This is a genomic window from Campylobacter sp. BCW_6467, from assembly GCF_001762855.1.
Lineage (GTDB): Bacteria > Campylobacterota > Campylobacteria > Campylobacterales > Campylobacteraceae > Campylobacter_D > Campylobacter_D jejuni.
In genome coordinates, this window is record NZ_MJXP01000047.1 from 128494 (window position 1) to 154560 (window position 26067).

26 protein-coding genes and 2 pseudogenes are annotated in these 26067 nt (G+C 29.6%); 23 read left to right on the forward strand and 5 right to left on the reverse strand.

Features of this window, described 5'->3' with window-relative positions:
• Both AJ888_RS07105 and AJ888_RS07110 read left to right on the forward strand, forming a co-directional pair.
• Positions 1–831 carry an SPOR domain-containing protein gene (locus AJ888_RS07105; RefSeq protein WP_002861155.1) on the forward strand — a complete coding sequence of 277 codons (831 nt, stop codon included), beginning with the start codon at positions 1–3 and terminating at the stop codon, positions 829–831.
• A complete protein-coding gene (locus AJ888_RS07110; RefSeq protein WP_070296217.1) occupies positions 828–1616 on the forward strand; it encodes a shikimate dehydrogenase in 789 nt (262 codons plus the stop codon). The genes AJ888_RS07105 and AJ888_RS07110 overlap by 4 nt, the downstream gene beginning before the upstream one ends.
• A gap of 51 nt (positions 1617–1667) precedes the next feature.
• Here AJ888_RS07110 and AJ888_RS07115 read toward each other — a convergent pair whose 3' ends face one another.
• A complete protein-coding gene (locus AJ888_RS07115; protein ID WP_052858564.1) occupies positions 1668–2567 on the reverse strand; it encodes a membrane lipoprotein lipid attachment site-containing protein in 900 nt (299 codons plus the stop codon).
• A gap of 89 nt (positions 2568–2656) precedes the next feature.
• Here AJ888_RS07115 and lgt point away from each other — a divergent pair, with 89 nt between their 5' ends.
• The 11 genes and pseudogenes from lgt to AJ888_RS07170 all read left to right on the forward strand — a co-directional run bounded on the left by lgt (position 2657) and on the right by AJ888_RS07170 (position 15806).
• On the forward strand, positions 2657–3472 hold the full coding sequence (gene lgt / locus AJ888_RS07120; protein ID WP_002861158.1) for a prolipoprotein diacylglyceryl transferase: 816 nt from the start codon (positions 2657–2659) through the stop codon (positions 3470–3472).
• 68 nt (positions 3473–3540) lie between these two features.
• Complete coding sequence (locus AJ888_RS07125; RefSeq protein WP_002854660.1) at positions 3541–4323, forward strand: fumarate reductase cytochrome b subunit; 783 nt, start codon at positions 3541–3543, stop codon at positions 4321–4323.
• Positions 4307–6298, forward strand: coding sequence for a fumarate reductase flavoprotein subunit (locus AJ888_RS07130; protein ID WP_070296218.1), 1992 nt, complete (start codon positions 4307–4309; stop codon positions 6296–6298). The genes AJ888_RS07125 and AJ888_RS07130 overlap by 17 nt, the downstream gene beginning before the upstream one ends.
• Positions 6291–7016, forward strand: a complete 726-nt coding sequence (locus AJ888_RS07135) for a fumarate reductase iron-sulfur subunit (protein ID WP_002854302.1) — start codon at positions 6291–6293, stop codon at positions 7014–7016. The genes AJ888_RS07130 and AJ888_RS07135 overlap by 8 nt, the downstream gene beginning before the upstream one ends.
• Positions 7017–7043: 27 nt before the next feature.
• Positions 7044–9230: a dynamin family protein gene (locus AJ888_RS07140; protein WP_070283854.1), complete on the forward strand. Its 2187-nt coding sequence runs from the start codon at positions 7044–7046 to the stop codon at positions 9228–9230.
• On the forward strand, positions 9220–11049 hold the full coding sequence (locus tag AJ888_RS07145) for a dynamin family protein (protein WP_070233626.1): 1830 nt from the start codon (positions 9220–9222) through the stop codon (positions 11047–11049). The genes AJ888_RS07140 and AJ888_RS07145 overlap by 11 nt, the downstream gene beginning before the upstream one ends.
• Positions 11049–11753, forward strand: a complete 705-nt coding sequence (locus AJ888_RS07150; RefSeq protein WP_044780457.1) for a tetratricopeptide repeat protein — start codon at positions 11049–11051, stop codon at positions 11751–11753. Before AJ888_RS07145 ends, AJ888_RS07150 begins: the two co-directional genes overlap by 1 nt.
• Before the next feature lie 135 nt (positions 11754–11888).
• A complete protein-coding gene (locus tag AJ888_RS07155; protein WP_070296219.1) occupies positions 11889–12617 on the forward strand; it encodes a gluconate 2-dehydrogenase subunit 3 family protein in 729 nt (242 codons plus the stop codon).
• 1 nt (position 12618) lies between these two features.
• Complete coding sequence (locus tag AJ888_RS07160) at positions 12619–14340, forward strand: GMC family oxidoreductase (protein WP_044780459.1); 1722 nt, start codon at positions 12619–12621, stop codon at positions 14338–14340.
• Positions 14341–14928: 588 nt separating this feature from the next.
• Positions 14929–15447 (forward strand): annotated as a pseudogene (locus tag AJ888_RS09580) (hypothetical protein); the annotation flags it as partial.
• Between the two features lie 146 nt (positions 15448–15593).
• Positions 15594–15806 (forward strand): hypothetical protein, encoded by a 213-nt coding sequence (locus AJ888_RS07170; RefSeq protein WP_002861165.1) that lies wholly within the window; start codon positions 15594–15596, stop codon positions 15804–15806.
• A 63-nt stretch (positions 15807–15869) separates the two neighbouring features.
• On the opposite strand, the gene AJ888_RS07175 is transcribed toward AJ888_RS07170, so the two are convergent.
• The gene (locus AJ888_RS07175; RefSeq protein WP_002861166.1) at positions 15870–16574 is read right to left on the reverse strand and encodes a putative metalloprotease CJM1_0395 family protein; all 705 of its coding nucleotides are present in this window, start codon (positions 16572–16574) and stop codon (positions 15870–15872) included.
• A 106-nt stretch (positions 16575–16680) separates the two neighbouring features.
• On the opposite strand from AJ888_RS07175, the gene AJ888_RS07180 reads away from it, so the two are divergent.
• The gene (locus tag AJ888_RS07180; RefSeq protein ID WP_002861167.1) at positions 16681–17043 is read left to right on the forward strand and encodes an HIT family protein; all 363 of its coding nucleotides are present in this window, start codon (positions 16681–16683) and stop codon (positions 17041–17043) included.
• A 73-nt stretch (positions 17044–17116) separates the two neighbouring features.
• On the forward strand, positions 17117–17689 hold the full coding sequence (locus AJ888_RS07185) for a YceI family protein (RefSeq protein WP_002861168.1): 573 nt from the start codon (positions 17117–17119) through the stop codon (positions 17687–17689).
• Between the two features lie 4 nt (positions 17690–17693).
• Here the strand turns inward: AJ888_RS07185 and AJ888_RS07190 are convergent, their stop codons facing one another.
• Together AJ888_RS07190 and AJ888_RS07195 are read right to left on the reverse strand one after the other, a co-directional pair.
• Positions 17694–18650: a membrane protein gene (locus AJ888_RS07190; protein WP_002861169.1), complete on the reverse strand. Its 957-nt coding sequence runs from the start codon at positions 18648–18650 to the stop codon at positions 17694–17696.
• Between the two features lie 60 nt (positions 18651–18710).
• Complete coding sequence (locus AJ888_RS07195) at positions 18711–18920, reverse strand: transcriptional regulator (RefSeq protein WP_002778401.1); 210 nt, start codon at positions 18918–18920, stop codon at positions 18711–18713.
• Positions 18921–19087: 167 nt separating this feature from the next.
• On the opposite strand from AJ888_RS07195, the pseudogene AJ888_RS09515 reads away from it, so the two are divergent.
• The 6 genes and pseudogenes from AJ888_RS09515 to AJ888_RS07220 all read left to right on the forward strand — a co-directional run bounded on the left by AJ888_RS09515 (position 19088) and on the right by AJ888_RS07220 (position 22839).
• Positions 19088–19519 (forward strand): annotated as a pseudogene (locus tag AJ888_RS09515) (hypothetical protein).
• A gap of 42 nt (positions 19520–19561) precedes the next feature.
• On the forward strand, positions 19562–19822 hold the full coding sequence (locus tag AJ888_RS07200; protein WP_002861171.1) for a hypothetical protein: 261 nt from the start codon (positions 19562–19564) through the stop codon (positions 19820–19822).
• On the forward strand, positions 19822–20355 hold the full coding sequence (locus AJ888_RS07205) for a hypothetical protein (RefSeq protein ID WP_002861172.1): 534 nt from the start codon (positions 19822–19824) through the stop codon (positions 20353–20355). Before AJ888_RS07200 ends, AJ888_RS07205 begins: the two co-directional genes overlap by 1 nt.
• A gap of 123 nt (positions 20356–20478) precedes the next feature.
• Positions 20479–22056, forward strand: coding sequence for an ABC-F family ATP-binding cassette domain-containing protein (locus AJ888_RS07210; protein ID WP_002861173.1), 1578 nt, complete (start codon positions 20479–20481; stop codon positions 22054–22056).
• Entirely contained in the window at positions 22046–22381 is a 336-nt protein-coding gene (locus AJ888_RS07215) for a hypothetical protein (protein WP_002859498.1), read from the forward strand. Before AJ888_RS07210 ends, AJ888_RS07215 begins: the two co-directional genes overlap by 11 nt.
• A 74-nt stretch (positions 22382–22455) precedes the next feature.
• Entirely contained in the window at positions 22456–22839 is a 384-nt protein-coding gene (locus AJ888_RS07220) for a hypothetical protein (protein ID WP_002861174.1), read from the forward strand.
• A 43-nt stretch (positions 22840–22882) separates the two neighbouring features.
• Here the strand turns inward: AJ888_RS07220 and AJ888_RS07225 are convergent, their stop codons facing one another.
• Positions 22883–23467: an IMPACT family protein gene (locus tag AJ888_RS07225; RefSeq protein ID WP_002861175.1), complete on the reverse strand. Its 585-nt coding sequence runs from the start codon at positions 23465–23467 to the stop codon at positions 22883–22885.
• A 127-nt stretch (positions 23468–23594) separates the two neighbouring features.
• Between AJ888_RS07225 and AJ888_RS07230 the strand changes: the two genes are divergently transcribed.
• Both AJ888_RS07230 and AJ888_RS07235 read left to right on the forward strand, forming a co-directional pair.
• Entirely contained in the window at positions 23595–24821 is a 1227-nt protein-coding gene (locus AJ888_RS07230; RefSeq protein WP_002861176.1) for a hypothetical protein, read from the forward strand.
• The gene (locus tag AJ888_RS07235; RefSeq protein ID WP_032603283.1) at positions 24814–25551 is read left to right on the forward strand and encodes a hypothetical protein; all 738 of its coding nucleotides are present in this window, start codon (positions 24814–24816) and stop codon (positions 25549–25551) included. Before AJ888_RS07230 ends, AJ888_RS07235 begins: the two co-directional genes overlap by 8 nt.
• Positions 25552–26067: the final 516 nt, after the last annotated feature.

A 26067-nucleotide genomic window follows, 5' to 3' on the forward strand; every position in this document is an offset into this window, starting at 1 on the left:
ATGGAAAATCAAAAAAATGAATTTGATGATATTATTTTAGAAAAAAGTAATAAAAGTGAAAAAGTAAAAAAAATTCTTTTACGAGTTATTGCTTTAGTTATTTTGTTTTTAGCTATCATGATAGTTATGAAACTTATTAATGGTAGTGGTGATGAAAATACGCAAAATCAAAGTGTATTACCAAGTGAACCTATAGCAACTCAAGACAATAACAATGATACTTCTTTTGAAAGTATGCCAATTACAGATAATACTTCAGCAGAAGATCAATTTGAGGCATTAAGAAAACAATTTCAAGATGAACAAAATACAACTCAAAATACAACAACCTCTAGTTCAAATAACAATGATAGTACAAATTTTGCTATGCCTGATCAAGAAGTTCCAGCAGAACCAACAGCAACTACTTCAGAAAATACTACTCCGCAAGCAAGTGCTCCCAAACAAGAAGTAAAACAAACTGCAAAACCTAAAGAAGAAGCAAAAAAACAAACAGCTGTAAAAAAAGAAAGTGCAAAACAAACCCCTAAAAAAGAACAAAATGCAAATGATTTATTTAAAAATGTTGATGCTAAACCTGTACATCCAAGTGGTTTAGCATCGGGTATTTATGTGCAAATTTTCTCAGTAAGTAATTTGGATCAAAAATCAAAAGAACTTGCTTCTGTAAAACAAAAAGGTTATGATTATAAACTTTATAAAACTACAGTTGGAGGTAAAGAAATTACTAAGGTTTTAATAGGACCATTTGAAAAGGCAGATATTGCAGCAGAACTTGCTAAAATCCGTAAGGATATTGCAAAAGATGCTTTTTCTTTTACTTTAAAATGAAATTTTTAGCAGTTATAGGCGATCCTATTTCTCACTCTAAATCGCCTAGAATGCATAATAATGCTATCAAAGCCTTAGGACTTGATAGCATTTATACACGCTATCATTTAAGAAATGCTAACTGTTTAAGAGAAGATTTTTTTAAATTAGGACTTAGTGGAGCTAATATTACTTTGCCTTTTAAGGAAAAAGCTTTAGATATTGCTGATGTGAAGGATGATTTTGCTAGAAATATTGGCTCTGCAAATACTTTATGCTTAAAAGAAGATAAAATTTACGCTTATAATACTGATGCTTTAGGTTTTTTAGAAGCTATTAAGGATTTTGATAATATAAAAAAAGCTTTGATTTTAGGTGCTGGAGGTACAGCTTTGGCGCTTGCTTATGCATTAAAACAAAAAGGCGTAGAAGTGTATATAGCTAATCGCAGCAAAGAAAGATTTAAAGATTTTTTAGCTTATCCAACTTATCTTTATAAAAACTTGCAAGATTTTGACTTTGATTTGGTTATAAATTCAACTTCTGCTGGATTAAAAGATGAAAATTTACCTTGTGATAGGGAGCTTTTAGGTAGAATTTTACCTAAAGCTAAATTTGCTTTTGAGGTAATTTATGGCAGAGAAACACCTTTTTATAGATTGTGTAAAGAGTATCATTTAAAAATTAAAGATGGACTTGATATGCTTTTATGGCAAGGGGTTTTTGCTTTTGAGCTTTTTTTTGAAATACAAGATAAAAGAGAGATGATAAAAAATGCAATGCAACAAGCATTGATTTTAAAGTAGAATGATAGTTATTTTTTTGTATGAGAAAATTTAATTTTCTCACAAGTTTTATCATTCAAATATTTCTACCCCATCTTGATTTTTACTTTGATTATTTTGATTTGTTGAAGACGGATTTGTAGGAATATTTTGCGTAGGTGTGTTTTCAATTGTATTATTTTGATTAAAATTTGTTTGAGGTAAGCTTTCTTCAAAGGTAGCATTGCCATCAAAACTATTAAAACTACTGTTTGTATTAGGTATAGTTTTGCCTATGTCTGTTGCTTTTGGAAGATTGTTATAAAGTGTATTTAATGTATTTTTATAAAAAGCTAAAATACTTTTATCAATTTCAAAAGCAGGTTGCTCCAAACCTTTATTGAGTTGAGTTGGTACGGTGGAGATAGTAGTTTTAAACATATTAACCCCATCATCATTTTTAATAGGATAGTTAAGCGCAACTAAAGAATCCAGTTTGGTGCTGCTTGAAAGATTGGTTGAATTTTGTGGATTGTGTGCATCTATAAAATCTATTTTACCTTTAAAATTTATACCTAAATTGGATTTTACATAATCTCCACTCATAAAATTGCTTGTTTTTTGTGCATTTTTTTCTTCTGTATAAATACTGATTGAACTTTTAAGAGTGTAGTCTGGATTAGTAGTAACTATTTTATAGCCTTTTAGTTGAGCGATGGTTTTGATCTGCTCTTCTAAATTTTGTTTTAAAAGATCAATTTCTTTTTCTATGCGAATTTTAAGCACTGAATTTTCAAAATAATCAGAATAATTGTTATTTTGTTCTATATTAATAGGCTCAAGAGCAATGCTTACTCCAGAATCAATAGGTTCAACCTTTGTTGGAACTTGGGGTTTAAAATTTGGCATAGAAACATTGACAAAATTACTACTTGTGCCTCCACAAGCTGCTAAAATTAACATACTGCTAGCAAGTAAAATATATTTTTTCATTTTTTACCTTTATTTAATGTGTTTGTGTTAATTATAGCAAGTTAAAGTTTTTTTGTTATATTTTTATAAAAGAAAATTAGGAAAGATATATGGAATTTTGGCAGCATATTTATTCAAATTTTAATGTTATAGCTTTTAGCATCTTTGGTTTAAAGGTGCATTGGTATGGCATTATGTATGTTATAGCTTTGCTTTTAGCTTTGCTTTTGGCTAAATTTTTTGTAAGAAAATTTCAACTAGACATTAATGAAAAACATTTGGATAGTTATTTTATATGGGTTGAAATAGGGGTTATTTTAGGTGCAAGACTTGGATATATTTTGATTTATGATGCAAATACTATGTATTATATTACTCATCCTTGGCAAATTTTTAATCCTTATATTAATGGTGAATTTGTAGGTATTCGAGGTATGAGTTATCATGGAGCAATTATAGGATTTTTGATAGCTACTTTATTGTTTTGTAAAAAATATAAAACAAATCCTTGGATTTTTCTTGATTTGGTTGCTTTAAGTGTTCCATTGGCTTATGTTTTTGGTCGTATAGGAAATTTTTTAAATCAAGAGCTTTTTGGTCGCATTACAAATGTGCCTTGGGGAATTTATGTTGATGGAGTATTGCGCCATCCATCGCAACTTTATGAAGCATTTTTAGAAGGTATTGTTGTTTTTATTATAGTTTATTTAGCAAGATTTAAGCAAAGTTTTCAAGGGGAATTGATTCTTGTGTATGCTGGTGCTTATTCATTGGCAAGATTTATATGTGAATTTTATCGCGAGCCTGATTTTGGTATAGGTTTTGTTTTATGGGGTATGAGTATGGGGCAAATTTTAAGTTTTATAATGTTTATAACAACTTTGTTAGTTTATATTTGTATAAAGTTTAAAAAAGTAAATATTTAATCTATCTTAAAGACTTTTGTAATATAATGAAATGGATTTTTTTAATTTCTTTTTACAAAGGAGTAAAGATGCGTGAGCTTATCGAAGGTTATTTGGGTAAGAGCATTGAGGGCAAAAAAAGTAAAATGCCTGCGAAATTAGACTTTATCCAAAGTGCCTCAGGGCTTTTTTTAGGTCTTTTTATGTGGGTGCATATGCTTTTTGTTTCTACAATTTTAGTCAGTGAGGATTTTTTTAATTCTGTGGTACATTTTTTAGAATTAAAATTTGTTTACGATAATCCTGTTATGAGTTATCTTACTTCATTTTTAGCCGCCTGTGTTTTAGTGGTTTTTTTCGTTCATGCTTTACTTGCAATGAGAAAATTTCCTATTAATTACCGTCAGTATCAAATACTAAGAACACACAGTAAAAAAATGAATCACAGCGATACTTCGTTATGGTGGGTTCAAGCTTTTACAGGTTTTATTATGTTTTTCTTAGGTTCTGCTCATCTTATTTTTATTGTAACCAATGCAGATAAAATCAGCGGCGATATGTCAGGAGATAGGGTTGTAAGTCATTTTATGTGGCTTTTTTATGCTGTTCTTTTAGTCTGTGTTGAACTTCATGGAAGTATAGGGCTTTATAGACTTTGTGTTAAATGGGGTTGGTTTGAAGGAAAAAATGTAAAAGAAAGTCGTAAAAAGCTTAAAACTGCTAAATGGATAATCAGTATTTTCTTCCTAGTTTTAGGTGTGTTAAGTCTTGCAGCATTTATAAAAATAGGTTATGAAAACTACCAAAATCAAACCCAAACTACTGCGATGATAAAAAACTACAATGGAGCAAATTATGAATATACAATATAGTGATGCTTTAGTAATAGGCGGAGGATTAGCAGGTCTTAGAGCGGCTATTGAAGTAGCAAAGAGTGGCCAAAGTGTAACACTTTTAAGTATTTGTCCAGTGAAGCGTTCTCACTCTGCAGCGGTGCAAGGAGGTATGCAGGCAAGCTTAGCAAATGGGGCAAAAGGTGAGGGTGATAATGAAGATCTTCACTTCGCAGATACAGTAAAAGGAAGTGATTGGGGCTGTGATCAAGAAGTAGCAAGAATGTTTGCTCAAACTGCACCAAAAGCAGTGCGTGAACTTGCGGCTTGGGGTGTGCCTTGGACTAGAGTTACTAAAGGTCCAAGAACTGTTGTAATCAATGCACAAAAAACTGTGATTGAAGAAAAAGAAGAAGCGCACGGGCTTATTAATGCTAGAGATTTTGGTGGAACTAAAAAATGGAGAACTTGCTATATCGCAGATGCAACAGGGCATTGTATGCTTTATGGTGTAGCAAATGAAGCTATTAAACATCAAGTAAAAATTATTGATAGAATGGAAGCAGTAAGAATTATCCATGATGGTAAAAAATGCTTAGGTGTGATCGCTAGAGATTTAACTAATGGACAACTTATTGCTTATATTGCAAAAGGAACCATGATAGCAACAGGGGGCTATGGTAGAATTTATAAGCAAACTACAAATGCGGTAATTTGCGAAGGAACGGGCGCAGCCATCGCTCTTGAAACAGGGCTTTGCAGACTTTCAAATATGGAAGCAGTGCAATTTCATCCAACTCCTATTGTACCAAGCGGTATTTTGCTTACCGAAGGTTGTCGTGGTGATGGCGGAATTTTGCGTGATGTGGATGGATATCGTTTTATGCCTGATTATGAACCAGAGAAAAAAGAACTTGCAAGCCGTGATGTGGTAAGTCGTAGAATGATGGAGCATATTCGCAAAGGTAAAGGTGTAAAAAGTCCTTATGGGGATCATTTATGGCTTGATATTTCTATATTGGGTCGTGCTCATGTGGAAAAAAATCTCCGCGATGTACAAGATATTTGCAAAACTTTCAATGGTATTGATCCAGCAGATGAAGGTCCAAAAGGTTGGGCGCCAGTTCTTCCAATGCAGCATTATTCTATGGGTGGAATTAGAACTAAACCAACAGGTGAAAGTCAATGGTTAAACGGACTTTTTGCTTGTGGAGAAGCAGCTTGCTGGGATATGCACGGATTTAATCGTTTAGGTGGAAATTCATGTGCTGAAACTGTTGTAGCAGGTATGATAGTGGGAGATTATTTTGCAGATTATTGTAAAAATAATGGTGAAGTAATTGACACAAATGTAGTAAAAGACTTCTTAACTAAAGAGTATCAATATTTAAAATCTTTAGTAGATAAAGAAGGTAAATATAATGTTTTTGAAATCAAAAACAGAATGAAAGAAATCATGTGGGATAAGGTGGCCATCTTTAGAACAGGTGAAGGTTTGAAAGAAGCAGTAGATGAACTTGAAAAACTTTATAAAGATTCTCAAGACGTTAAAGTACATTGTAAAGAACTTGATTGTGCAAATCCAGAGCTTGAAGAAGCGTATAGAGTGCCAAGAATGTTAAAAATAGCACTTTGTGTAGCTTATGGAGCGCTTTTAAGAACAGAAAGTCGTGGGGCGCATTATAGAGAAGATTATCCAAAAAGAGATGATTTAAATTGGATGAAAAGAACCAATACTTTTTGGGTAGAAGGCGAAACCTTACCACGCATAGAATACGAAGAGCTTGATATTATGAAAATGGAAATTCCACCAGCATTCCGTGGATATGGAGCTAAAGGAAATATTATAGAAAATCCTTTAAGTGAAAAACGCCAAGCTGAAGTGGATGCTATCCGTGAAAAAATGGAAGCTGAAGGCAAAGGTCGTTATGAAATTCAAAACGCTTTAATGCCTTATGAATTGCAAGCTAAATATAAAGCACCAAACCAAAGAATAGGAGTTGATTATGAGTAGAAAATTGACAATAAAGGCATTTAAATATAATCCTTTAAGCAAAATTTCTAAACCACATTTTGTGACTTATGAGCTTGAAGAAACTCCTTTTATGACAGTTTTTGTATGTTTGACTTTGATCCGTGAAAAAATGGATGCGGATCTGAGTTTTGACTTTGTTTGTCGCGCAGGGATTTGCGGATCTTGTGCAATGATGATTAATGGAGTGCCAAAACTTGCTTGCAAAACTTTAACTAAAGATTATCCTGATGGAGTGATAGAGCTTATGCCTATGCCTGCATTTAGACATATTAAAGATTTAAGCGTGAATACAGGCGAGTGGTTTGAAGACATGTGTAAGCGTGTTGAAAGCTGGGTGCATAATGAAAAAGAAACTGATATTTCTAAACTTGAAGAACGCATTGAGCCAGAGGTTGCGGATGAAACTTTTGAACTTGATCGTTGTATAGAGTGTGGAATTTGTGTAGCTTCTTGTGCAACTAAACTTATGCGTCCAAATTTCATAGCTGCTACAGGACTTTTAAGAACAGCTAGATATTTACAAGATCCGCATGACCATAGAAGTGTGGAAGATTTTTATGAATTAGTGGGCGATGATGATGGTGTTTTTGGTTGTATGTCATTGCTTGCTTGTGAAGATAATTGCCCTAAAGAATTACCTTTGCAAAGTAAAATTGCTTATATGAGAAGACAACTTGTGGCTCAAAGAAATAAATAAATCTTTCCCCTTTTTAAGGGGAAGATTATGAAAGAATTATTCCAAAAAATTTGGCAAAATGAACTCCAATTTTTAAATTTTGATGCTAAATTTCAAAATAAAAGCAAACTTGATACGGCCGAGTGTGCGATTATTTTAAGTGTCAATAAAGACAATTATGAAAGATATTTTCTCTTAAAAGAATTTCAAGAGCTTTGCAAAAAAATTGATTTAAGAGTGGATATTTTTAGTATACAAAATGCTCAAATTTGTATTTTAAATCTTTTTAAATCAGGTTTTATTTCAAAGCAAGATTTGCTTAAGGCTCTAAAAATTTTAGAAAAAATTTCAAAAAATACTGAAATATTTGATTTTATTTCACAAGAAAAAGTTCAAAGTATAGATCAAAAAGCTTTATTTCAAAATGATTTTAAAGAATTAAACGCCATTAATTTGGAGCTTCAAAAGCTAAGTTTTGATGAAAATTTAAAATCAAGACTTCAAAAAACTTTGGAAAAATTTCAAAATTTAGAGTTTAATATAGCCATCACTGGCGTGATGAATGCAGGAAAATCAAGTCTTTTAAATGCTCTTTTAAAAGAAGATTTTTTAGGGGTTTCAAACATACCTGAAACAGCTAATTTAACAGTATTAAGCTATGGTAAGAGTGAAGAAGCAAGGATATATTTTTGGGATAAAAAAGAATGGCAAAATATACTTGAAAGTTCGCACTTTAATGCAGATTTAAAAGAATTTATTGACAAGCTGGATAAGAGTGTAAATATAGAGGATTTTATCAAAGATAAACCTTTAATACAAAATATCGCACTTTGTGAGCTTAAAAATTTCAGTTCAGCTAAAAATAAAATTTCAGCTTTAATTAAAAAAATAGAAATTAAAAGTCATTTAGATTTTTTAAAAAATAATATTTCTATAGTTGATACTCCAGGGCTTGATGATGTTGTAGTTCAAAGAGAAATTGTTACAAATGAGTATCTTAGAGAAAGTGATTTTTTAATTCATTTAATGAATGCTTCTCAAAGCTTGACTCAAAAGGATGCGGACTTTTTGGTGCATTGTCTTTTAAACTCAAGGCTGAGTAAGTTTTTAATTGTTTTAACTAAAGCGGATTTGTTAAGCAAAAAGGATTTAGAAGAAGTCATTGTTTATACCAAAGAAAGCTTAAAATCAAGACTTGTGGATTTAGATGAAAATTTGGTGGAAAAGATTGATTTTTTATGTGTGAGTGCTAAAATGGCAAGTGATTTTTATAAGGGTTTAGCGCCTAAGGAAAGTTTGCAAAAAAGTGGTATGCAAGAATTTGAAAACTATCTTTTTAATGAGCTTTATGCAGGAGAAAAAAGTAAGATTGCCTTAAGAGCTTACAAAAAAGAATTACATTTAGAGCTTAAAAATATTCTAAGCGAATATGAAATGCAAAATCGTCTTATTAAGGAGAATAAACAAGGTGTAAGTGAAGAAAATCAAAAGCTTTTACTTGAACTTCAAAAGCAAAATACCTTGTTAAAAGAAGCACAAGATGAAATTTCAAATTCCATTGCAAAACTTAAAAATATAGATAGTGGCATAGATAATCTTGTTTTACTTTTGGCTAAAAAATTAAAAGAACGCTTGATAGATGAGTTTAAATATCTGAAAAATAATGCACAAAAGCTTAATCTTTCTCGTATTTTAAATATAGTTGATATTACTACAAAAGATGGAATTAATGATATTTTAAGAGAAATTAAATTTGAAAATATTAAAAAAATCGAGGAGCTTAAAACAAATTTATCTTTAAAATATGATTTTTTAAAAGATGATTTTGATAATGGTTTTGAAGGTTTTAAAGATGGAATTTCAAAAAATATAGATAGTATTTTTCAAAGCGAAAAATTTGCACTTTTAAGATTGAAAATTGAAAAATTAAGCAATCTAAAATCAGATTTATATGAGCTTGAAACGAATTTAGATACGGTTATTTTTGATACTTTTAAAGAATTTAAAATGAGCGAAATTTTAAACTCTTTAAATATCAATGAAGCATTTTTTGAGTTTTTAAATGATAAATTAAAACATTATGAAAAAAATCAAAAATCAAAATTAGAAAGTCTTGAAAAAGTTTTACAGAGTCTGAAAAATCAAGATATTAATATTTTAAATTCTTTTGAAGAAAATTTAGAAAAAATTGAAAAATTAAAACAACTTGAAATGGGGCTTTTAAATGCAGATTAATCTTTTAAATGATTTTATAAAAGCCTATGAAAATACTTATAGTGTGAGTTTTGATGATAGCTTTAAAGGGCGTATTCAAGAGCTTTGCAAGGAACTTAACGAGCCTTTTATGCACGCAAGTTATGCTTTAGAAAATGAATTAAAAGAGCTTGTGTTTTCTTTGGATAAGAATGTTAATATCGCTATTATAGGGCAGTTTTCAAGTGGTAAATCAAGTTTGCTAAATTTGATCTTAGGGTGTGATTGTTTGCCTACGGGTGTTGTTCCTGTTACTTTTAAACCTACTTTTTTACGCTATGCAAAAGAATATTTTTTAAGAGTAGAATTTGAAGATGGAAGTGATATTATCACAAATATAGAAAAATTAGCCTTTTATACGGATCAAAGAAATGAAGTAAAACAAGCAAAAAGTTTGCATATTTTTGCACCCATTCCTTTACTTGAAAAAATCACTCTTGTAGATACTCCAGGTTTAAATGCAAATGAAAATGATACTTTAACAACTCTTGATGAGCTTAAAAATATTCATGGGGCGATTTGGTTAAGTTTGATTGATAATGCGGGTAAAAAAAGTGAAGAAGATGCCATAAAAGCAAATTTAGAACTTTTAGGAGAAAATAGCATTTGTGTATTAAATCAAAAAGATAAATTAAACACAGAAGAGCTAGATAATGTTTTAAATTATGCAAAAAGTGTGTTTTTAAAATATTTTAATGAGCTTATTGCTATTTCTTGCAAAGAAGCCAAAGATGAGCAAAGCTATGAAAAATCTAATTTTCAATCTTTGCTTGATTTTTTAACTCAGCTAGATACAACAGCTTTAAAAGAAAAATTTGTTAAAAGAAAAATTTTAAATTTATGCGAAATTTTAGAAGATGAAAACCAACTTTTTGTAGGTATTTTTGATCGTTTATTAAATCAATTTCAAAGTTATGAAAAGCATTTACTTTTAGCGTATGAAAATTTTTTAAAAGAGATTGAAATTTTAAACCATCAGATTTTAGAACAGCTTAAAAGCATTAGCGAAAGAATTTCTAGTGAAATTTTTGCAAGTGTTAAGGAAAAAGATGCTTATTTTTACAAAGAAAGCAAAGGATTTTTAAAGAAAGATTTATACACAAGATATGATTATAAAGCGCCTTATATTTCAAGCGACGATGCTTTTTTGGCGATGTTTTATAATAGTGATGTGATGAGTAAAGAGTTTAAAAAAATCAAAAATGAACTTTATAAATCTTTTGAAGAAATCAAGATGAAATTAAAAGATTTTATAAACATACTTGAAAGAGAAATTTTGCTTTTTAAAGCAGAATTTTCAAACATACAAAAAGATCACATTTTCCAAAGTGATAAAAATTTTAGTGAATTAAGAGCTTTTTGTAATGCAAGCGATGAGTACTTTTTGAAAGATTTTAAAGAGCTTTTATTTAAAAGTATTTTAGAGCTTGATTTATTTTTTGAAAAATTAAATCTTAAGGCTTTTACAAATTATGAAAATGCTACAAAACTAAGCCTTGCATTTTTTAGTCGTAAAATCAATGAAAGCCGTGTTCTTTATGAGCTTGATAGTTCTGAATTTGTACTTTTTTATCCTAAAAAAAGCGAAATTTATGAAAGAGTTTTAAATGAATTAAATGTTTATGAGTTTGAAGCTTTGCTTATTAATAAGCCTATTCTGATAAAAATTGCAAAAAATTTCTTAGAACAAAGTCAAAATTTAATCCAAGAAAAAAATAAATTTTTAGATCTTAAAAAAGCAGAACTTCAAAAAAGAAGAGCACAGATTTTAAATGTTAGAGAAAATATAAAGGAAGATTGATGAGAATATTTTTAGCTTTATTTTTATTTTTTAATTCATTATTTGCATTAAGTGAGCTAGAAGAGGGTTTAAAACTTTACGAGGCAAATAAATTTGATAAAGCTTATGAAATTTTTAAGAATCTTTGCGAAAAAGATATTTCTAAAGCTTGTTTTTCTTTAGCTTTTATGCATGAGAGTGCTAAGGGTGTGAGTAAGGATTTAAATCAAGCTTATAAATTTTATGATAAAGCTTGTAAATTGGGTTTAGCAAATGCGTGTTCTAATATGGCTTTGCTTTTGCAAAATCAAGGTTATAAAAATGAAGCTCTTTTGGCTTTTAATAAAGCTTGTGCTTTAGGAGAATCGTTAAGTTGTAATAATATAGCTTTATTTTATGAAAAAGAAAAAGATGGACAAATGGCTTCAAGTTTTTATAAAAGATCTTGTGATTTAAAAAATGCAAGAGCTTGTTATCAGTTAGGATCTTTATATGATAAAGGAGAGCTTGTTAAGGCAAGTGTAAAATCTGCCCTTGCTTTTTATTCTAAATCTTGCACTTTAGGTTTTAGTGAGGCTTGTTATTTGTTAGGACGCTATAATCAACTAGAAAAACAAGATCTAACAAAGGCAAAAAGATATTTTGGTATGGCTTGTGATCAAAAACATCAAGAAGCTTGTGCAGCTTATAAAGAACTTAATTCTAAAGATATAGAGCTTTATTAAAAGTTCTATTTTCATTACTTTCAAAGATATACTTAAATAAAATTAAGAATAACACAAAATTTATCGCTTTTTAAAGTTAAATTTATATTAATAGGACTAATATAGTCTTGTTTAAATTATTATCAAGGAGAAGTAATGCAAGACAATATTATTGATCGCAGAAGCTTTTTTAAACTAGGGCTTCTAGGTGGTTCTGTAGTAGCAGCTAGCACTATAGGTGGCGGTGCTGTTTTAAAGGCAGCAGAACTTACGCATTCGCCTCAAGCTTCACAAGGAAAATCAAATAAAATTAGAGGTAGAATGTTTTTTCAAACTCAAACTGAATTTGATACCTTAAGTGCAGCCTGTGAAAGAATTTATCCTAAAGATGAGCAAGGAGAAGGAGCTATAGGTTTAGGCGTGCCTTATTTTATCGATAATCAGCTAGCTAGTGCTTATGGTTATAATGATAGAGAATATATGCAAGGGCCTTTCATGGAGGGCAAAGCCGAACAAGGTTATCAAACCCCTATGCAACGCAAAGATATTTTTTTAGAAGGCGTGCATGCTCTTGAAGAAAATGCTCAAAAGCGTTATAAAAAATCTTTTTCTTTGCTTAAAGGTGGAGATCAGGATAAAATTTTAAGCGATTTTGAAAAAGGAAAAATTCAAACTACAGGTTTTAAATCTTCTTATTTTTTCACACTTTTAAGAGATATGACAGTAGCTGGAGTTTTAGCTGATCCAATTTATGGCGGAAATGATAATAAAAATGGTTGGAGAATGATGCAATATCCAGGCGCACAAATGAGCTATGTGGATAAAATTGCAAGTGATGAATTTTTTAACATTGAACCTATGGGTTTAGCAGATATGGAGAGTTAAAATGGCTGAAGTATTAAAAAAAGTAGATGTGCTAACAGTTGGAGCAGGATGGACTGGAGGTATAGTGGCTGCAGAGCTTACTAAAGCAGGTTTGAATGTACTTAGTTTAGAACGCGGACATATGCAAAGTACTGAAAATTTTAATTTTATCCATGATGAGTGGAGATACGGGATTAATTATGGTTTGATGCAAGATTGCTCAAAAGACACTGTGACTTTTCGCCATGATCCTAGTGGTTTAGCCTTACCTTATCGTAAAATGGGTTCGTTTTTATTGGGTAATAATGTTGGCGGTGCAGGGGTGCATTGGAATGGTTGGACTTTTAGGTTTATGCCTTATGACTTTGAAATTCAAACCCTAAGCAAACAAAGATATGGTAATAAATTAGGTAATGATTATACCTTGCAAGATTGGGGCGTGACTTATAAGGATATGGAGCCTTATTATGATAGATTTGAAAAAACCTGTGGGGTATCAGGTGAACCAAATCCTTTAGCGGAAAAAATGGGAGCTTTTAGATCCAGTCCTTATCCACAAGAACCTCTTGAAAATACTAAAATGCTTAAACGATTTGAAAGTGCAGCAAAAAGTTCAAATTTACACACTTATCGTTTGCCAGCTTCAAATTCTAAAGGTGGCTATACAAACCCTGATGGTCAAGATTTAGCTCCTTGTCAATACTGTGCGTATTGTGAGCGTTTTGGTTGTGAGTATGGCGCAAAAGCAAGTCCTTTAAATACAGTAATTCCAAAGGCTATGAGCACAGGTAAATACACCATACGTACTTATAGCAATGTAACGCAAATTCTTAAAAAAGACGGAAAAGTAACAGGGGTGAAATTTGTCGATACTAGAACGATGAAAGAGTATATCCAGCCTGCTGATATAGTTGTGCTTACAAGTTATATGTTTAACAATGCTAAGCTTTTAATGGTAAGCAACATAGGTGAGCAATACGATCCAAAAACAGGTAAAGGAACTTTAGGTAGAAATTATTGTTACCAAATGAATATGGGTACAACAGCTTTCTTTGATGAGCAATTTAACACCTTCATGGGTTCAGGTGCTTTAGGAACTACGAGTGATGATTTTAACGGAGATAATTTTGATCATTCTAAGGAAAAATTCCTTCATGGAGCTATGATTTATAGCGTTCAGCTTGGAACTCGCCCTATACAATCAGCCCCACTTCCAGCAGGAGCTCCAACTTGGGGTGCTGAATTTAAAAAAGCATTAAACTATAATTTCACAAGAGCTATTACCGTAGCAGGACAAGGTGCTTCTTTGCCTCATAAGAATAATTATTTAAGTCTTGATCCAACTTATAAAGATGCTTTTGGTATGCCACTTTTACGCTTAACTTATAATTTCACCGATCAAGATAGAGCTTTGCATAAATTTATCACAGATAAAACAGCTGAGGTAGCAAAAAGAATGCAAGGAGTAAAATCAATTAAAAAAGGCGCTTATCTTAAGGATTATAGCGTTGTACCTTATCAATCTACTCATAACACAGGTGGAACAACAATGGGTGCAGATAGAGAAACTAGTGTGGTTAATACTTATTTACAACACTGGGATGCGGATAATCTTTTTGTTGTAGGAGCAGGAAATTTCCAACACAATAGTGGATATAATCCAACTGATACTGTGGGAGCTTTGGCTTATCGCTGTGCTGAAGGTATTTTAAAATATCATAAAAGTGGAAAAAGCTTAGCTTGATAATAACTTGAGAGTTTTTGAAAACTCTCAAGATTATAAATTTTTAATTTTCTTCCGATATAGTATATAATATCAAGGAAGGCGAAAATGATTAATGGTGTAAATTTAAATTATAATTATAACACTTCAAATTTTAAGCAAGATAAAAATATTGACTTTAAAATAAACAAGCACGGAGTAGCCGTTATAACAGGAGAAGGTGCTTTGCCTTATCGTGGAAAAAAATTTGAGTATAATCCTAAAATATTCGGACTTGATGAAAGTATTAGCAAAAAAGATATGCAAGAATTTAACAACTTTATGAAGTCAAATGCTTTAAAAGATCCAAATAAAATAGAAAAGTCTTCACTTAAAAATCTTGGTGAAGATGATAGTTGGGATATAAGAGATGAAGATATTAAATTGATGAACTTTTCTTCTTACTCTCAAATGTTTAATCTTGGATCTGATATTACTAGAAAAGCATCTAATTTTAGGAATGAATTTAATAAACTTTTACAAGAAGATTTAAGTTTAGATGAGTTTAAAAACAAATATATGGATTTTAAACAAAGGCATGATGAGTTTGTAAAAGAATTTGAAATAGCTATGGGCGATAAAATGTTACTTGTTAATAATAATGATAACACGAACAATAAAAAAGCTGTGCTTAAAAATGATGATGATGCTTATTATGAATCCATAATAAAAAAATTTGGAGATCTTGAAAAATTTAAAGAAGAAAATGGCTATAATGGATCTCCTGATGTAAAAGAAGTAGAAAACTCTTTATATAAAAGATATATGGAAGATAAACTAAGCAAGGATGAAATAAAAATACTTAATAAATTTGGCACAGACTATCTTACAGAAGGCGTAGATTGGTCCGCACTTCATAAACGAAAAGTTGATCTTTTAAAAACTCTTACAAGTATGAATGAATTTGAGAAAATATGGGGTGCTGAAAGGGCACAAAGAGAAAAACAATTTTTTAATGAACTTGGTAAGCCACTTACTCAAGAAGATATAGATAGGTTCTTAGCTAATAAAAACAATCAAAAAGAAGACAAAGAAACTTTCAAACCTATACAAGCAGAAAGTAAAAACAAAGAAACTTACAAAGATGAAGTAAAAACAAATTTTTGGCAACAATTTTTAAAAGTTCAACAAGAAAATGGAATGGATGTTTTAGAAATCTTAGAAATACTGAATAAGCAAGGCATAGATATAAAAGCTTGAAAATGCAAAAATTTAAATTATAAAAAGGATAAAAAATGTTAAATATTTTACATGCAAATTCAAATCATCGTTTCCATAAATGTATGCCTAAGGAAGTTCATCAAATATATGATACTTTAAAGCTTATGGAACAAGAAGAAGATAAACAAAAAGTAGAAGCCGAAGCTAAAAAAGAAGAACAAAGTAATTCTACAAATACAGATAAAGCAGATAATAAAAAAGATAAATTTTTAGACATGTCCGTTTAGTTTTAAAACAAAGCTTTATTTATAAGGAAGATTGGAGTAAATTTTTTATTTAAATTAAGAATTTTAAGATGCGATGTTGAATTTAATGTCGTTATTTTGTGAGTTTTGTTGATAAGTTCTAGCAACAAAATTTTTAAAGTCTTTATCAAAATTTGAATTTTTATCGTTGTTTTTTGAATCTTTATCTGTTTTTTCTAAGCTATTTTCTGAATTTTTGTCATCTTTTTCTTTATTTTCTTCTTCTTTTTCTTTGGCTTCTTCGGCTTTAAGCTTCATTGCTTCAGCTCTTGCTTCAAATTCCATTTTTGTAGCATTTGCTGCAACTTTATAGTCTTGTGGGCTAGGATCAGCAGGAGCCATAGCTGCTGCTGCGATTTGTCTTGCATTGGCTATAGTTTCTTCTGGTGTGTTTCCTTTTTGCATGCTGATAGGAACTTCGCCCGCTGTAGCATACATTTGATTATCAGGGCCTCTTGTGTAAGTAAAACTTGCAGCACCTGCTAAGCCGCCACCCGCTGCTTGATGTGCAGCTTCATGAGCCTTTACATTTCTATCGATACTTTGGAGTTCGCGAACTTGAGCTACTTCTTTTTGGCTTAGCTCTACGCCATTAACCATTTGGGTTTGTTCGCCATTTTTTTCTTTATCATCTTTATTTTCACTAAGATTTTTTTCATCTTTTTGAGTGGAATCAGATTGATTTGTTTTATCAAAAGAAGGTTTGCTAGAGTAGTAATCATAAGAGTTATAACTTGAACTAATTTGCATTTATCCTCCTTTTTGTTTTTTAAATTTTAGGAATTTTAACGCATTTTGACTTAAAAATTTGATAAATTTTGTAAAATAATCATAAATACAATTTCAAAGGAATGTAATGATTTATGAAAATGATTCGATTTATATAGAGAAAGAGGAGGCTCAAGTGCCTTGGCTTAAAATTTTTACTAAAGAAATTTATAAAGAATTTAGCGATTGTCCTTTAGAGTTGCAAAAAGAACTTTTTGAAAAAATTTTACTTTGTGAAAAGGCTATGATAGAATTTTACAAACCTGAAAAAATCAATATCGCCTCTTTTGCAAATTATGTGCCAAGGGTGCATTTTCATGTTATGGCAAGATTTAAAGAAGATGCGTTTTTTCCAGAGTGTATGTGGGGAAAACAGCAAAGAGAAGCAATAAAGCTTGATTTGCCTAAATTTGAAGAATTTGTAAAATTTTTAAATAGTAAAATTTTTTAATTTTTATTAATGATTTGTTATGTTTTATCTAATAAAATTTTTATATTGAAAATTACTATAAAAAAGGAAAAAAATGAAAAAAGTTTTATTAAGTTCATTGGTTGCGGTCTCTTTGTTAAGCATAGGTTTGTTTGCTAAAGAATATACTTTAGATAAAGCACATACAGATGTAGGTTTTAAAATCAAACATTTACAAATTAGCAATGTAAAAGGAAATTTCAAAGATTATTCTGCGGTGATTGATTTTGATCCTGCGAGTGCTGAGTTTAAAAAGCTTGATGCAACTATAAAAATCGCATCTGTAAATACAGAAAATCAAACAAGAGATAATCACTTACAACAAGATGATTTTTTCAAAGCAAAAAAATATCCTGATATGACTTTTACAATGAAAAAATATGAAAAAATCGATAATGAAAAAGGCAAAATGACAGGAACTTTAACTATAGCTGGAGTTTCTAAAGATATCGTTTTAGATACTGAAATCGGCGGTGTAGCTAAAGGCAAAGATGGAAAAGAAAAAATAGGTTTTTCTTTAAATGGAAAAATCAAACGCTCTGATTTTAAATTCGCGACAAGTACTTCAACTATTACTTTAAGTGATGATATTAATTTAAATATCGAAGTTGAAGCAAACGAAAAATAATTTTTTAGTCTAAGAGTCTTGCTCTTAGACTTTGTAAATTTTTATCCAAATTTTCTTCGCTTTCTTGCCAAATCAATTTAAAATCTGGTTTAAAATTTTCATTTTCTAAATTAAATTCCGTGTTTTTCAAGGTGGATTCTAAAAAAGCAAGATGATTTAAAGCTTGATTTTTATCATTAAAAATTAAAACAAAATCATTGTCTACGATGAAAATTTTTGCTCTAAAGCGTTTTAAAATTTTTGCAATTTGTTTTAAGATGAGTTTGGCATAGCTTTCTTTAGTGTCTTTTAGTTCATTAAAATGAAGCAAGGCAATGATATAGTTGTTTTTTCCCTTTGTAAAGCGTGTAAGGCTTTTTTCATTAGGTAGTTTTGTTAAGATGTCAAAAAAAGCCAATCTATAAGCGTGATTTAAAAGATAAAAACAAAAAACTAAACTTGCAAATTCAAAATACCTTATTCCTGCTCCTTCTTGAAATAAAAACTGAAAATATGCAGCAAAAAATGCGATAATAAGATAATATTCTTTAGTTTTAAAGGTTTTGATAAAAATGAGTATTAAGCCGACTAAAAAAAATAAAAATCCTAATTCACTCACAGGCTTAAAAAAATCTAATGCAATAAAATGAAATTCTAAACCAGCGCTATTAAAAGTAGTATTTCTAGGTAAAATGATACTTAAAATGCCTATAAAAATAAGGGTTGTAATTGAAGCAATATTTTTTTTATTTAAAATTAAAACATGATGTTTTCCAAGGCAAAATATGGTAAAAACCATAGGTAAAAACAAGGCGACAAATAAATTAGCTTGAAAAAAACTTGTATAAAAATAAGGTAACTTAGCTCCTAATAATACTAAAGTCAAAAAGAAAATTTTTGAATTTTTGAAGTAAAAGGATAACACAAGTGCTGAAATTTCAAAAATAAAGCTCAATGATATTAAAAAATCTAATAAAAACATTTCAAATCCTTGATTTTAATAAAAGTGATAATTGTATAGAAAAAAGCTTAAAAGCGGGTTTTATTTAAATTTAGCAATTTCATCTTGTATGGTTTGTTCTATATGAAGTAATTCTTCATGAGTTTTTTTGCTATTTTCTAAAAGTTCATCAAATTTAAAGCCAAGCATAACAATACGATATAAATTGGGTTTATATTTTCTCCAATTATATAAAGTGCTAACATCAATGTCTAGTTCATATGCCATATCACGCTTGCTCTTTTTTGTCATTTTTTACCTTAAAAATTTAGCCTTTAAAAGATTTTACATTAAAATTTCTTTATTAAAAACACTTGAAATATTCAATTTTTTATATAAAATATATTTAATATTTCAATATTAATTAAGTGATAGTGTGGAATAATTCGAGATATTTTTTAATTTTCAAGGAGAAATGTATGGATTTTAATTCAGTTCTTTCTAATATTGGTGATAAGTTACCAAGAGATGGTTTAGCAGCAATTACGCTAAAAGAAAAATTTGAACGCTTAAGCGAAGAAAGAAAAAAGATGTGTTAAATCGACTTCCTATGCTTAAACTAAAAAGCCCTGCTTTGGTGTTTTGGGTAGGAACTTTTTTATTTGGCCCTTTTGGAGTAGGGCGTTTTATGATAGGTGATATGGTTTTAGGTTTTGTGCGTTTAGCATTTGTGATTATTCCAAATAATTTTTTATATTGTTGCAAGTGAATCTTTGCAGAACATAGCATATATATTAGCACTTATGAATTGGATAGTCAATTGGACTATTTGGTGGATTGTAGATATGTTTTTAGTAGGTAAAAAACTTCGCAAACAAAATTATGAAAAAATTGTAAATATCATACAGTGATGATTATTTTATTTTAAAACTAATGAAAGAATGGAGATGAAAATGAGTGAAAAATATACACCTTTTGAAGTAGAGCCTACTTTATTTTATGAGAAAGATACTTATAAAATTGTTGCAGGAAAAGCATACACAAATAAAGATGAAAAATTTTGCATAGGCTTAAAATCAAATGGTTTTCCAGTAAATTCTTATCTTATATTTCCTCCACAGCTTAACTTAGATTTATTAAAAAGTCTTTTGGGGGAAGATGGTGCTAAAAATGATGAAATCATAGAATTTATTAAAATAATAATGGAGAAATAATGAAAAATATTTTATTAAGCTTGATGTTGGTTTTTTTATTTGCAGGATGTTTTAATAATAAGCCAAAATGCGATGATGAAGATGTTAAGCTTACGCTAAAAAGTATTTTAGATGATGATGAATGGGTTTATGTTGAGTATGGTTTAAATGAACAATCCTTAAGGGCGTTAAGGATAAATTCCAATGGTATGGATATGAGGGATTTAGAGGCTGCATTATCTACTGACACGCTTGGAGTTTTAAGGGCACATTTTAAACCTTTACTTGATTTGAAAGATTATGCTAATGAAGTGGTTTATACTTCTTTTGAAAGTTTTATAACCAAAGATAGCAAGGATAAAAAAACTAGTTTTTGTATGGCTAGTTTAAAATTTACTTATCCACAAATGCCTAATGAAATGCGAGAAAAATATTCAAGAGGCGCTTTAAAAGGAATTTTATTTGATGGAGGGGAATATGAAACTCAAATTTCTTATAGTGCTAGATTTAGCGATGATAAAAAGCAAGTTTTTGTAGAACTTTTGGATTATTAATTTATTTTGACAATGAAATTTTATTTTCATTGTCTATATAAAAATTTATACTCAATTAATTTCAAGTCTTTTTTTGATACAATTTCTTAAAAATTTTTATAAGTAAAAAATTTAAGGAAAATCATGGTTGAAGTAAAAAATCTTACTATGCGTTTTGCAAATCAGCTTTTATTTGAAAATGTGAATTTAAAGCTTGTTAGAGGACAAAGATATGGACTTATCGGTGCTAATGGTGCGGGAAAATCGACTTTCTTAAAAATTCTTTCAGGAGAAATTGAGTCAAGTAGTGGTGAAATAGTATTTGATGAAGGCTTGAAAATCGCAGTTTTAGGACAGGATCAATTTGCTTTTGAAAACTACACCATCAAAGATGCAGTGATGTGTGCAAATAAGCGTTTATATGAGGCCTTAAAAGAAAAAGAAAAGCTTTATATGAGCGAGGAATTTACCGATGAGATCAATGAACGCTTAGGTGAGCTTGAGATAATAACGGCCGAAGAAGATCCAAATTATGATTGTGAAACACGTTGTGAAAAAATTTTAAGTTCTTTAAAGATTAAAGATTTTGATGCTTTGATGAGCACCTTACAAAGTGCGGATAAATTTAAAGTCTTACTGGCTCAAGTTTTATTTTTGGGTGCGGATGTGCTTTTTTTAGATGAGCCTACAAATAACCTTGATTTAGAGGCAATTTCTTGGCTTGAAAATGAACTTTTAAGACATGAAGGGACTTTAGTTGTCATCTCTCATGATAGGCATTTTTTAAATAAAATTTGCACAAGAATTTTGGATGTGGATTTTAAACAAATTCGTGATTTTGCGGGAAATTATGATGATTGGTATATGGCTTCAACGCTTTTGGCAAAACAAGCTGAGCTTAAACGCGATAAAACCTTAAAAGAAAGAGAAGAATTAGAAAATTTCATTCGCCGTTTTAGCGCAAATGCTTCTAAGGCAAAACAAGCCACAAGCCGTGCTAAGGCACTTGAAAAACTAGAGCTTGAAGAGATTAAAATTTCAAGCCGTAGAGATCCTAGCATAGTTTTTAGAACCAATCGTGAAATAGGTAATGAAGTTTTAGAATTTAAAGGTATAGGCAAGGCTTATGATAAACAATTGTTTTCAAATTTGGAGCTAAAAATAGAAAAAAATGATAAAATCGCTTTGATCGGGGCAAATGGTGTGGGCAAAAGTACTTTGGCAAAAATCATCGCCCATGCTATAAGTCCAGATAGTGGATCCATACATCTTGGGGCAACTATAGAGCTTGGATATTTTCCTCAAGATACAAGTAATTTAATTTGTGAAAATTTGAAACTTTATGAATGGCTTATGAGTGAAAAATTTAAAGATCTAGATGAAATCCGCAAGTGTTTAGGTAGAATGCTTTTTAGTGGCAGCGATCAAGAAAAAATGGCAGCAAGTTTAAGTGGGGGCGAAAAACATCGTTTAATGCTTTCTCGTTTGATGCTAGAGCGTCCAAATTTCTTGCTTTTAGATGAGCCTGATAACCATTTAGATCTTGAAAGTATTATTGCACTAGGCGAGGCTTTGTATAATTTCAAAGGTGTAGTGCTTTGTATCAGCCACGATAGGGAATTAGTTTCTGCTTTTGCTAATAGAATTTGGCATTTAGAAAATGGTAAGCTTACAGATTTTCGTGGAACTTATCAAGAATTTTTAGGAGAAAATGATGGCTAAATTTAGAATTCAATACAGCGCAGGTTTTGGGCATTATACACAAAATCATAAGGGTTTTGGGCCTACGATTTATATAGAAGAAGTAGTAGAGTTTGATAATGGCAAGGATTATTTTGATTATATAGATTTTTATAAAACTTATTCAAAGAGCGATGATACTTATTTTCATATCAGTTTTTTAGAAGATAGACCTCTAAGCGATAAAGAAATCACCATTCGCAATGAATACCGCAAAATGCGTGATGAAAACTGTAAAAAAGCCAAGGAGGAATTTATAGCCAACAATGAGCTTGATGTGGAGCATTTACCTACTCATCATGATTAAAAAACATTGATTTTATATAAAAAAGGAACGCTTTTTGCTTGTATAGTTTTTGCATATTTTGAAAGGAGAAAACTATGCAGGTAAATTATAGAACGATTAGCTCGTATGAATACGATGCTATTAGTGGTCAGTATAAACAGGTGAATAAACAGGTTAAAGATTATTCTTCATCTGGAAATTCTGATTTTATGGATATATTAAATAAGGCGGATGAGAAGTCAAGCGGAGATGCTTTAAATTCTAGTAATAGTTTTCAAAGCAATGCGCAAAACTCAAATTCAAATTTAAGTAATTATGCTCAAATGTCAAATGTTTACGCTTATCGTTTTAGACAAAATGAAGGCGAGTTGTCTATGAGAGCTCAAAGTGCTAGTGTTCACAATGATCTTGCGCAACAAGGTGCAAATGAACAAAGTAAGAATAATACTTTGTTAAATGATTTATTGAACGCAATTTAATCAAAAGCTCCATTTTGGAGCTTTTGTATTTACTTGCAAGAATTTATAATTTCTCTATTTCAAAAGGTGCAAAATTTTTACAAAAAATTTTAAATTCTTGCTCCTCTTTTTCATTTAATTTGATATGTAATATAGCTTTGCAATCCTTAAAATCTTTTGTGAAATTAAAAGAATAAGTTTTTAAAAAATGTTCAAAACGATTTAAATTTTTTAAATCAATAGCAATGGTTATATTTTTTTTCAATTCGAATGAAAGTAAAGAAGAATTATTAATCACGGCATTTGCTGCATCGCTATAAGCTCTTACAAGTCCCCCTGTACCAAGTTTTATACCGCCAAAATATCTTACAGTGATTAAAGCCACATTGATAAGATCATAGCCCCTTAGAACATTTAAAGTTGGCATTCCAGAAGTTCCTTTAGGCTCTCCATCATCGCTTTTATCTTCTACAATTTGATTAAAATCATTTAAAACACGATAAGCATAGACAAAATGAACAGCTTTTGGATGCTCTTTTTTTAGCGTTTCTATTAAAAATTTAAAATCTTTAAAAGGGCAAAGAAAAGATAAGAAAGTAGATTTTTTAATATTGATTTGTGTTTGAAAAATTTGATCAATAGTTTGCATTTTTGCCTTTTTTTGTTTAAAATTATACTTATAAAAACTAAAATCAATTTGATGTTAATTTTTAAGATATTTGATATTTATATGATTTACATTGATATTTTAAGTTTAATTTTGTAAAATTTTCATTATGGAAAAAATCAAAAATTATAAACTTATCATCATCTTACTTAGTCTTGATTTGTTGGCTTTGCTTTATGGAATTTCAACACTGAGTATTAGTGCTGATGAAGCTGATATTTATTTTGATGAGCAGGGTAAATCGCTTATTTTTTCCCATAGTTTGCTTTATTATATATCTCATTTTGGAACTTTTATTTTTGGGCAAAATGATTTTGGTTTAAGGCTTCCTTTTTTATTTTTTCATTTTTCAAGTTGTTTACTTTTGTATTTACTAGCTTTAAAATATACTAAAACTAAAATCGATGCTTTTTTTTCTTTATTGTTATTTGTTTTATTGCCGGGTACTGTTGCAAGTGCTTTACTGGTTAATGCCGCATCTTTGGTGATTTTTTTAACCCTTGCTATATTATGTGCTTACGAATATGAAAAAAAATGGCTTTTTTATATATTATTGATTATAGTATTATTTGTTGATAAATCTTTTAATATTTTATTTTTAACTTTTTTCTTTTTTGGGATTTATAAAAGAAATGCTATTTTATTTACCTTATCTCTTATTTTGTTTGGAGCGAGTATCAGTTTTTATGGTTTTGATACAGGTGGTCGCCCAAGAGGTTATTTTTTAGATACTTTAGGAATTTTTGCTGCATGTTTTTCTCCTTTGGTTTTTGTGTATTTTTTTTACACTATTTATCGTTTGACTTTTCAGAAATATAAAAATTTATTATGGTTTTTAATGAGCGTAACATTTGTATTTTGTTTGTTGCTTTCTTTAAGACAAAAACTTTTTTTAGATGATTTTTTACCTTTTTGTGTTATTTGTACTCCTTTGCTTATAAAAACTTTAATGCAAAGTTATAGAGTGAGATTGCCAGTTTTTCGATTAAGGTATAAAATCTTTATAGAATGTTCTATAATTTTTTTAATATTTTGTTACTTTTTAATCGTCGCTAATCAATTATTGTATTATTTTATAAACAATCCAAATCGTCATTTTGCCAATAATTATCATTTTGCTAAAGAATTGGCGCTAGAATTAAAAAAACAAGATGTTTTAGAGCTTGCAACAGCCCCAAGTTTGCAAAAAAGATTGCGATTCTATGGAATAAAAAATAGCAATAAGTTTTATTTAAAAGCTTTAAAACAAGCCGATAGGCATGATATGGACAAAAAAATTGTTAAGGTAAAACTTGGAAAATATGAAAAAGTATATCAGATTTTAAACTATGATTAAAGCTTTCAGTTTGTTGGAATTTGTGTTTATAATTCTCATTTTGGGTATAGTTTTTAATTTAGGCAGTCTTTACTTAAAAAAAGACAATCTACTAGAAGGTGCAATACAAATTCTTAATGATATCCAATATACCCAAAGTTTAGCCATGATGCAAGAAGGCATAAGAGTTGATGAGTTGGCTATCGCAAAAAGAGAGTGGTTTAAAAGTAAATGGCAGATTTATTTTATAAAATCAGCTGCCACAGGTTATGATCAAACATATACTATTTTCTTGGATAAAAATGGCGATGGAAATGCTAATTTAGGTAAAACTGAAATCAATATAGATAGAGAAATTGCTGTTGATGTAATCAATCATAACAAATTAATGAATTCAGGTCAAAGTGGAGTTATTAGTAAAGATGATGAAAAAACTACACAAAGATTTAATCTTACAAAAAGATTCGGAATAGAAAAGGTTGAATTCAAAGGATCTTGTTCAGGATTTACTAGATTAGTATTTGATGAAATGGGCAGAGTGTATTCTCCGTTAAAAAATGCCAATTATGCATATGAAAAAACTTTAGCAAAGAATAATTCAGATTGCATTATACGTTTGTTATCAAAAAAGCATGCTCTTTGTATCGTTGTAGATACGCTTAGCGGTTATGCTTATATTCCAGATTTTAAAACACTTAAAAGTCAATTTGTTAATATAAAAAATAAAAATTACGAGTGCTCTAAAATATAACCCCCATTTTTCAACCCACCAAATACTTATATAAATACTTACACAAATATTTATATTATTTAATCCTTTATTTAATCCCTCTTTAAGTTTAATTGGTTATACTTTCATTTCCTTTTTTGAAAAAAGGACTTAAAATCTTTTAAATTATAAAGTTTCACTAACTGAGTAGATTTTATAAATTAACTTTATTTTAGATTTTTAAGTTTTTAAATTATTTGAGTTTTTAACTTTCTTAATTTTTTAATTTAAAACTAAAAGCTTTTTTATAAATCTTGTTTTTAATTTAAAAACTTTTCTTTTAAAAATGATTTTTTGTTTTGTTCTTTTAACTTAGTATTGTTATTCAAATCTTATTAGTCAATCTTTGAAATCTAAATAAGTGATCGATTGAGCCAGAAAGATTTAGGCATAAGCAATTATGTAAAATCTATTCAATCTAATATTAAAAAGATTAAAAGCTTTTCTTTTAATCTTTTATAACTTTTTCTTTGAAGAAAAAGATTAAACTATCTATAA